We start from the raw sequence: 2500 nt of genomic DNA, 5'->3' as shown, positions 1-2500 counted from the left end.
ACTGGAGGACCGAACCCACATCCGTTGAAAAGGATCGGGATGAGCTGTGCCTAGGGGTGAAAGGCCAATCAAACTCGGAGATAGCTGGTTCTCTGCGAAATCTATTTAGGTAGAGCGTCATCCGAATACCCCGGGGGGTAGAGCACTGGATGGGTAATGGGGCCCCACAGGCTTACTGATCCTAACCAAACTCCGAATACCCGGGAGTACTAGATGGCAGACACACTGCGGATGCTAACGTCCGTAGTGGAGAGGGAAACAACCCTGACCTACGACTAAGGCCCCCAATTCATGGCTAAGTGGGAAAGCAGGTGGGACGACCAAAACAACCAGGAGGTTGGCTTAGAAGCAGCCATCCTTTAAAGATAGCGTAACAGCTCACTGGTCTAAATAAGTTGTCCTGCGGCGAAGATGTAACGGGGCTCAAGCCATGAGCCGAAGTCTAGGGATGCGTAAGCATCGGTAGCAGAGCGTAGTGTGACATAGAACCTTGCCTTTTTTACCGCCGGTTATGAGGTGCGAGTAATCGCGCTCAAGTAGCCGAATAGGCGGTAGCGCAGGCATAGGTTCTTTCGATGAAGCGGGCGCGTGAGCGATCCCGTGGAGAGATCACTAGTGAGAATGATGACATGAGTAGCGACAAAGAGTGTGAGAGACACTCTCGCCGAAAGTCCAAGGGTTCCTGCTTAAAGCTAATCTGAGCAGGGTAAGCCGGCCCCTAAGCCGAGGCCGAAAGGCGTAGGCGATGGGAACTAGGTTAATATTCCTAGGCCAGGAGGATGTGACGGATCACAGGTGTAGTTCAATCTTATCGGATTGATTGGGCTGCTGAGTGGTTCCTGGAAATAGCCCTCCATCAGACCGTACCCTAAACCGACACAGGTGGACTGGTAGAGCATACCAAGGCGCTTGAGAGAACGATGTTGAAGGAACTCGGCAAAATACCTCCGTAAGTTCGCGAGAAGGAGGCCCGGTTCCTAGGCAACTAGGGGCTGGGGGCACAAACCAGGGGGTGGCGACTGTTTATTAAAAACACAGGGCTCTGCGAAGTCGCAAGACGACGTATAGGGTCTGACGCCTGCCCGGTGCCTGAAGGTTAAAAGGAGAGGTGAGAGCCTTGAATTGAAGCCCAGGTAAACGGCGGCCGTAACTATAACGGTCCTAAGGTAGCGAAATTCCTTGTCGGGTAAGTTCCGACCTGCACGAATGGCGTAACGACTTCCCCGCTGTCTCCAACATCGACTCAGCGAAATTGAATTGCCTGTCAAGATGCAGGCTTCCCGCGGTTAGACGGAAAGACCCCGTGCACCTTTACTACAGCTTCGCACTGGCATCAGGATTGTGATGTGCAGGATAGGTGGTAGGCTTTGAAGCGGAAACGCAAGTATCCGTGGAGCCTCCCTTGAGATACCACCCTTCGCACTCTTGATGTCTAACCGCGGTCCGTTATCCGGATCCGGGACCCTGCGTGGCGGGTAGTTTGACTGGGGCGGTCGCCTCCTAAAGCGTAACGGAGGCGCGCGAAGGTTGGCTCAGAGCGGTCGGAAATCGCTCGTTGAGTGCAATGGCAGAAGCCAGCCTGACTGCGAGACTGACAAGTCGAGCAGAGTCGAAAGACGGCCATAGTGATCCGGTGGTCCCGAGTGGAAGGGCCATCGCTCAACGGATAAAAGGTACGCCGGGGATAACAGGCTGATACTGCCCAAGAGTCCATATCGACGGCAGTGTTTGGCACCTCGATGTCGGCTCATCTCATCCTGGGGCTGGAGCAGGTCCCAAGGGTACGGCTGTTCGCCGTTTAAAGAGGTACGTGAGCTGGGTTTAGAACGTCGTGAGACAGTTCGGTCCCTATCTGCCGTGGGTGTAGGAGACTTGAGAGGAGTTGCCCCTAGTACGAGAGGACCGGGGTGAACGATCCACTGGTGGACCAGTTGTCGTGCCAACGGCAGTGCTGGGTAGCTATGATCGGACAGGATAACCGCTGAAGGCATCTAAGCGGGAAGCCCCCCTCAAAACAAGGTCTCCCTGAGGGCCGTGGAAGACCACCACGTCAATAGGCCGGAGATGTAAGCGCAGTAATGCGTTCAGTTGACCGGTACTAATCGCCCGATAGGCTTGATTTGATCCAGTAACAGAAAGACAAAGCTCACCGCCTCAAGGAGAGACGGTAGGCGATCAAACAAGACCAAAAGCATACACACCTTGAACATGGACAGCGTCGTAGCACCTAGCCGCGATGTTGGTTGATACTATAACCGTGCGGCAACGCGCCTTTATCTGCGATAAAGACGCTGCCTGCCGCGCGTCGCGCTTTTGCTCCGCAAAAGTCGCGACGTGGGCTTTTCCTCGGTTTGGTGGTCATAGCGCAAGTGAAACACCCGGTCCCATCCCGAACCCGGAAGTTAAGCACTGCCGCGCCAATGGTACTTGGGCTTAAGCCCCGGGAGAGTAGGTCACCGCCAAACCTAGTAAAAGCCCAATCCTCTCTAACACGATGAAA

General features: G+C 54.6%; 2 rRNA genes (1 of these 2 cut by a window edge). Both read left to right on the top strand.

Annotation, left to right across the window (positions count from 1 at the left end):
• Nucleotides 1-2123, top strand: a 23S ribosomal RNA gene (locus ACR0BD_RS19665) (it extends 743 nt beyond the left edge of the window).
• Between the two features lie 227 nt (nt 2124-2350).
• A 5S ribosomal RNA gene (gene rrf, locus ACR0BD_RS19660) occupies nt 2351-2465 on the top strand.
• The last annotated feature ends 35 nt before the right edge of the window (nt 2466-2500 follow it).

The sequence above is a fragment of the Ruegeria sp. G5 genome, from assembly GCF_056533365.1.
Note: the sequence above shows the minus strand (reverse complement) of the source record. Positions and strands in the feature narration are given on the sequence as shown.